Raw genomic sequence first — 6,506 nt, 5'->3', positions numbered from 1 at the left:
GGCGCGCTCGGGCTGCGCGTCGACGACGACGCGCTGGCGGCGATGGCGCGCGCGGCCGAAGGCGACGTCCGCCGTGCGCTGACCTTCCTCGAGATCGCGGCCGAACTCGCCCGCGACGGCATCGTCGACGCGGCCACGCTCGAGCAGGTGCTCGCCGACCGCACGCGCCGCTTCGACAAGGGCGGGGAGCAGTTCTACGACCAGATCTCGGCGCTGCACAAGTCGGTGCGGTCGTCGGACCCCGACGCCGCGCTGTACTGGCTCGCGCGCATGCTCGATGGCGGCGTCGATCGCGCCTACCTCGCGCGACGCATGACGCGCATGGCGGTCGAGGACATCGGGCTCGCCGATCCACGCGCGTGGCGCATGGCCCTCGATGCCTGGGAGACCTACGATCGCCTCGGCAGTCCCGAAGGCGAACTCGGTCTTGCCGAACTCGCGCTCTACCTCGCCGTCGCGCCGAAGAGCAATGCGGCCTACGCCGCGTTCAACGGCGTGCGGGAGGTCGTGCGCGAAAGCGGTACGCTCGACGTGCCGATGCACCTGCGCAACGCGCCGACGAAACTCATGAAGGGGCTCGGCTACGGCGCCGGCTATCGTTACGACCATGACGTCGAGGGCGGCGTGGCGCTCGACCAGCAATGCCTGCCCGATGCGCTCGCCGACGCGACGTTTTACCAACCGACCGAGCGCGGCCTCGAAGGCAAGTTCCGCGAAAAGCTCGAGGCGTTGCGCGCACGGCGGCGCAAGGCGCGCGATCGCGGAGCCTAGCGGGCGCGCGTGGCGCGGGCGGAAGACGCGATGCCGCCTGCAGGGTGACGCGAAGGCATGGTCGCTGCGGCCGCTTGCGGACGTCGGCCGCGCGTCCGCGGACGCCTACTTCACGCTTGCGTCGATGAGTCGTTCGGCGCTGGCGACGAGCGCTCGCGCGGGGCCGCCCTTGCCGAACAGCTGGCCACTCGCGAACGTGCCTTCGATGAGCAGCAACAGGCCGTCGCCGAGCGCCTGCGCGTCGCGCGCGCCCATCTGTCGCGCCATCCCGACGAGGCGCTCGCGCAGCGCCCGCTTGTGCGCCTCGGAGACCTTGCGCGCCGGATGGCCAGGCTCGGGATATTCGACCGCTGCATTGGTGAGGCCGCAACCGCGGTAGCCCGCCTTCGTCGCGCGCTGCGCGAGGCCGGCGAGGTATGCCAGCAGCTGCGCGCGCGGATCGTCGGGGTGCTCGGCCGCGCCCTCGTCGAAGCGCTCCCAGAACGCGGCATCGTAGTCCTCGAGGTAGGCCGCCGCGAGCTCGTCCTTGGACGCGAAGCTGCGATACAGGCTCGGCTTGGTCACGCCGGCGCGGCTGACGATCTCGTCGACGCCGATCGCGCGGATGCCCTCGCGGTAGAACAGTTCGCGCGCGCTTTCGCGGATGCGTTCCGCGGCGCGCGGCGGGCTGGCGGCCGCGTCCGGCCGGCGCACGGCTCGGGCAGGGGGTGGGGACTTCTTCATGATCGCTCTTGACCTGTGTACGTACCGGTAAGTAACATTCGGGATCCATAAGACGTACCGGTAGGTAACATCATGATAGCCCTCGCGCGGCGGCTTGGCCAGAACTATGCATTCGTCGCGACTGCGGTCGTGTTCCTGTCGCTGCTCGTCGCCGCCGGCCTGCGTGCGACGCCAGGCGTCCTCATCGTTCCGCTCGAGCACGCATTCGGCTGGAGCCGCGACGTGATCTCGCTGTCCGCGGCGATCGGCATCTTCCTGTACGGCCTCACCGGCCCGTTCGCGGCCGCGCTGATGCAGCGCTTCGGCATCCGCACGGTGCTCGTCGTCGCGCTCGTGCTGATGGCCGCGTCGAGCGCGGCGAGTGCGTTCATGACCTCCCCGGCCCACCTCGTGCTCACCTGGGGCGTGCTCACGGGCGTGGGCACCGGCTGCGTCGCGGTCGTGCTCGGCGCCGCGGTCGTCAACCGCTGGTTCGTCGAACGACGCGGCCTCATGATGGGGCTGCTCACGGCGAGTGCGGCGACCGGCACGCTCGTCTTCATGCCCGTGCTCGCCGCACTCGCGCAATCGGGCGGCTGGAAGCCGGTCGTGTGGACGGTCGCGGGCGCGAGTGCGCTGCTGGTTCCGCTCGCACTGTGGCTGCTGCCGGAGCATCCCGCCGACGTCGGCCTTCGCCCCTATGGCGCGTCCGCCGATGCGCCGATCGCGCGCGCTCCGGCGGCGGCAGGCAACCTCCTGCAGGCGACGTTCGGCACGCTCGCGCGCGCCGCCCGGCAGCGCAATTTCTGGTTCCTGTTCGGCACCTTCTTCATCTGCGGCTTCACCACCAACGGCCTCATCGGCACGCATTTCATCGCGATGTGCAGCGATCGCGGGCTCAGCGAAGTGCAGGCGGCGGGCCTGCTCGCGGCGATGGGCGCGTTCGATCTGGTCGGTACGACGCTGTCGGGCTGGCTCACGGATCGCTACGACGCGCGCAAGCTGCTGTTCGCCTACTACGGCCTGCGCGGGCTGTCACTCGTGTTCCTGCCGTTCTCGGACTTCTCGTTCTACAGCCTCGGCGTGTTCACCGTGTTCTACGGCCTCGACTGGATCGCGACGGTGCCGCCGACCTTGCGCCTCGCCAACGAGGCGTTCGGCGAGCGCGACGCGCCGGTCGTGTTCGGCTGGGTCGTGGCCGGCCACCAGCTCGGCGCCGCGTGCGCGGCGTTCTTCGCCGGTGCGATGCGCACCGTTCAGGGCGACTACTTCTATGCGTTCATCATCGCCGGCGCGACCGGCGTGGTCGCCGCCGTGCTCGCGTTGCAGGTGCGCGCACGGCGTGGCGAGGCAGCGCTCGCGACCGCCTGAGCAGGCGCACTCCGATACGCGATAATCGCGGCATCCCGAAGGAGCCGCGAACATGGTCGTGCAGGAACCGAAGCGATGATCCGCGGCGTCCGTTCGCTGCCGCGCACGGTCTGGCTGGTCAGCCTGATCTCCCTCGTCAACGACGCCGCGAGCGACATGATCTATCCGCTCGTGCCGATCTATCTCGCGTCCGTGCTCATGGCCGGGCCGAAGGCGCTCGGCCTGATCGAGGGCATCGCCGAGGCGGTGTCGAGCGTGCTCAAGCTGTTCGCGGGTGCGCTCGCCGACCGCAGCGGCAAGGTGCGCGCGTGGGTCATCGCCGGCTACGGCATCGCGGGCTTCGCGCGGCCGCTGATCGGGCTGGCGACGAGCTGGTTCGGCGTGCTCGCCTGCCGATTCGCCGATCGCGTCGGCAAGGGCTTGCGCTCGGCGCCGCGCGACGCGCTGATCAGCCTCAGCGTCGAACCCGGCCAGCGCGGGCTCGCGTTCGGCTTCCATCGCGCGATGGACAATCTCGGCGCCGTGATCGGACCGCTGGCCGCGGCCGCACTGCTCGCGGCCGGCGTCGGCCTGCGCAACGTGTTCCTGCTCGCGGCCGTGCCTGCCGTCGTCGTCCTCGTGCTCGCATTCGCAGTGCCCGAGCCGCACCGCGCGCCCGCCCCGCGCAAGGAACCGCTGCGCTGGACGCTCGGCGACCTGCCGTCGCCGTTCCGGCGCTATCTCGTCGCGCTCGCGCTGTTCACGCTCGGCAACGCGTCGAACATGTTCCTGCTGCTGCGCGCGAACGAACTCGGTGCGAGCGCGACGCGCACGACGCTGATGTGGGCGCTGTATTCGTTCATCGCGGCGGTATTGTCGACGCCGTTGTCGGCGTTGTCGGACCGCTGGGGCAGGGGACGCGTGCTCGGCGTCGCCTGGTTCGCCTATGCGATCGCCTACCTCGCGATCGGCCTGCTGCCCGCGGCGGACTGGGCGCTGTGGATCGCGTTCGCGGGCTATGGCGCGGTGACGGCCGCGCTCGAGGGCACCGAGAAGGCGCTCGTCGCCGACCTCGTGCGGCGCGAACGCATCGGCAGCGCTTACGGCTGGTACAACCTCGTCGCCGGCATCCTGTTGCTGCCGGCCTCGCTCCTGTTCGGCTGGATCTGGTCCGGCGTGTCTCCGTTGGCGGCGTTCGCGTTCGGCGCCGCCTGCGCACTCGCCGCGGTCGCGGTGTTGCGATTCTGGGTCGGGCCGATCCGCGCCGGCGCGGATTGAGCGTCGGTTCCACTATAATTCGCGGCTCTCCCACGCCCGGATTGCCCATGCTCGACCCCGCCCTGCTGCGCGGCCACCTCGCCGACACCGCCCGGCGCCTCGCCACGCGCGGCTATACGCTCGACGTCGCCGCGTTCGAGGCGATCGAAGCCGAGCGCAAGCGCGTGCAGACCGAGACGCAGGAGTTGCAGAACCTGCGCAACACGCGTTCGAAGGCGATCGGACAGGCGAAGGCGAAAGGCGAGGATACGACCGCCCTGATGGCCGAGGTCGCCGGCATCGGCGACCGCCTCAAGGCGAACGAGCAGACGCTCGCCGACGTACAGGAGCGCCTCGCGACGCTTTCGCTCGGCATCCCGAACCTGCCGCATGAATCGGTGCCAGAAGGCAGCGATGAGGCGGCAAACGTGGAGCAACGTCGCTGGGGTACGCCCCGCTCGTTCGACTTTGCGGTGAAGGACCACGTCGAGCTCGGCGCACACAAGGGCTGGCTCGACGGCGATGCCGGCGCGAAGCTGTCCGGTGCGCGCTTCACCGTGCTGCGCGGCGAGCTCGCGCGCCTGCACCGCGCGCTCGCGCAGTTCATGCTCGACCTGCACGTCGGCGAGCATGGCTACCTCGAATGCAACGTGCCTCTGATCGTCAACGCCGACGCGATGCACGGTACCGGCCAGTTGCCGAAGTTCGAGGAAGACCTGTTCGCGACGCGCGTCGGGGAATCGCGTCGCTACCTGATCCCGACCGCGGAGGTGTCGCTCACGAACATCGTGCGCGAGGACATCGTCGAGGCCGACCGGCTGCCGCTGCGCATGGCCGCGCACTCGCTCTGCTTCCGCGCCGAGGCCGGATCGCACGGGCGCGACACGCGCGGCATGATCCGCCAGCACCAGTTCGAGAAGGTCGAGCTCGTCAGCATCGCGAAGCCGGCCGACAGCTTCGACGAGCACGAGCGCATGACGCGCTGCGCGGAAGTCGTGCTCGAGCGGCTCGGCCTGCCGTACCGGCGCATGCTGCTCTGCACGGGCGACATGGGCTTTACCGCGACCAAGACCTATGACCTCGAAGTCTGGCTGCCGTCGCAAGGCACCTACCGCGAGATCTCCTCGTGCTCGAACTGCGTCGATTTCCAGGCGCGCCGCATGCAGGCACGCTGGCGCAACCCGGACACCGGCAAGCCCGAACTCGTGCACACGCTCAACGGCTCGGGCGTCGCGGTCGGCCGCGCGCTCATCGCGGTGATGGAGAACTACCAGAACGCCGACGGCTCGATCGGCGTGCCCGAGGTGCTGCGTCGCTACATGGGTGGCGCCGAGCGCATCGCCTGATCCGGTCGGATCCGCGTGGGCGGCGATCCTGGACCCGGATCGCGCGGATTCGCGTGGCGCGCCCTCGCGCATCCAGCGGCAAACCGTGCGGGCCCGCATCGCGCGCGGCGCGTTTGCGACGCCGGCGCTTCGCACCTATGATCCGGCATCGATGCGCGCGCGGCCGCGTGCGGGCGTGGTCGGGCGGTCGCCGGCCGTGCTCCGATCGAAAATTCCGTCCGCGAGGGGTGGGGCACCATGTGGCCTGGTCCGGCGTCGTTCCTGAAGAGGCTTCTCGGCATCCATCACCAGTCCGGCGTGAAGCCGCTCGCGTCGATGCGGGCGGTCGGCTGGCGCCGGCACAGCTACTGGGTGCCTGAAGGCCTGCTCGGCCCCGAGTCCATCTGTTATTGCATCGGCGCGGGGGAGGACATTTCCTTCGATGTCGAATTGCAGGCGCTCTACGGTTGCCGCGTCGTGATCTTCGACCCGACGCCGTACGGGATCGACCATTTCGCCGAGCTCGAGCGGCATGTCGCCGCGGGCGAGCCGTTCCGCACCAAGGCGATCCAGCACCCGTACACCTACCAGGTGAGCGCCGAGCAGCTCGCGCGGATCCGCTTCGTACCGGTCGGCGTGTGGGACGAAAAGACCGTGCTCACTTTCCGCGACCCGCAACAACACGACTACGCGTCGTATTCGGCGTGCCTGTTCGAGGATTCGGCAAAGACCATCGAGGCGCCGGTGGACCGGCTCGGCAATCTCATGAAGTCGCTCGACCACCGTGCGGTGGACCTCGTGAAGATCGAAATCGAGGGCGCCGAGTACCGCGTCATCGACGCGATCCTCGAGGACCGGCTCGACATCAAGGCGATCCTCGTCGAGTTCGACGAGGTGTATCACCCGAAGAGCCGCGCGTTCCACTTCCGGATCAGGCGCACGTGCGCGCGCCTGCGCAAGGCCGGCTACGTGCTCGTGCATTCGACCCCGAACCTCAAGCGCACGTTCGTGCGCGAGGACGTGTATCGCGAGCTCAAGGCGAGGGACGGGCGCCCTCCGCGCGAAGCGACGCGCCTGCTCGCCGCCGCGCGCGACTGATCG

5 protein-coding genes and 1 pseudogene are annotated in these 6,506 nt (G+C 69.9%); 5 read left to right on the top strand and 1 reads right to left on the bottom strand.

The window, feature by feature from the left end; genetic code table 11:
* A pseudogene (locus VI238_RS18675) lies at nt 1–771 on the top strand (recombination factor protein RarA); the annotation flags it as partial.
* 105 nt (nt 772–876) lie between these two features.
* Here the strand turns inward: VI238_RS18675 and VI238_RS18670 are convergent.
* Nucleotides 877–1,494: a TetR/AcrR family transcriptional regulator gene (locus VI238_RS18670; RefSeq protein ID WP_331653982.1), complete on the bottom strand. Its 618-nt coding sequence runs from the start codon at nt 1,492–1,494 to the stop codon at nt 877–879.
* 72 nt (nt 1,495–1,566) lie between these two features.
* On the opposite strand from VI238_RS18670, the gene VI238_RS18665 reads away from it, so the two are divergent.
* The 4 genes from VI238_RS18665 (at nt 1,567) to VI238_RS18650 (ending at nt 6,503) form a co-directional block, all read left to right on the top strand.
* Nucleotides 1,567–2,844, top strand: coding sequence for an MFS transporter (locus VI238_RS18665; protein ID WP_331653981.1), 1,278 nt, complete (start codon nt 1,567–1,569; stop codon nt 2,842–2,844).
* A 75-nt stretch (nt 2,845–2,919) separates the two neighbouring features.
* Entirely contained in the window at nt 2,920–4,101 is a 1,182-nt protein-coding gene (locus VI238_RS18660; protein WP_331653980.1) for an MFS transporter, read from the top strand.
* 47 nt (nt 4,102–4,148) lie between these two features.
* Entirely contained in the window at nt 4,149–5,426 is a 1,278-nt protein-coding gene (gene serS / locus VI238_RS18655; protein WP_331653979.1) for a serine--tRNA ligase, read from the top strand.
* Between the two features lie 237 nt (nt 5,427–5,663).
* On the top strand, nt 5,664–6,503 hold the full coding sequence (locus tag VI238_RS18650; RefSeq protein ID WP_331653978.1) for an FkbM family methyltransferase: 840 nt from the start codon (nt 5,664–5,666) through the stop codon (nt 6,501–6,503).
* Nucleotides 6,504–6,506 lie beyond the last annotated feature (3 nt).

The organism is Dokdonella sp., from assembly GCF_036518555.1.
GTDB lineage: Bacteria > Pseudomonadota > Gammaproteobacteria > Xanthomonadales > Rhodanobacteraceae > Dokdonella_A.
This window is presented reverse-complemented; position numbering and strand designations above follow the sequence as displayed.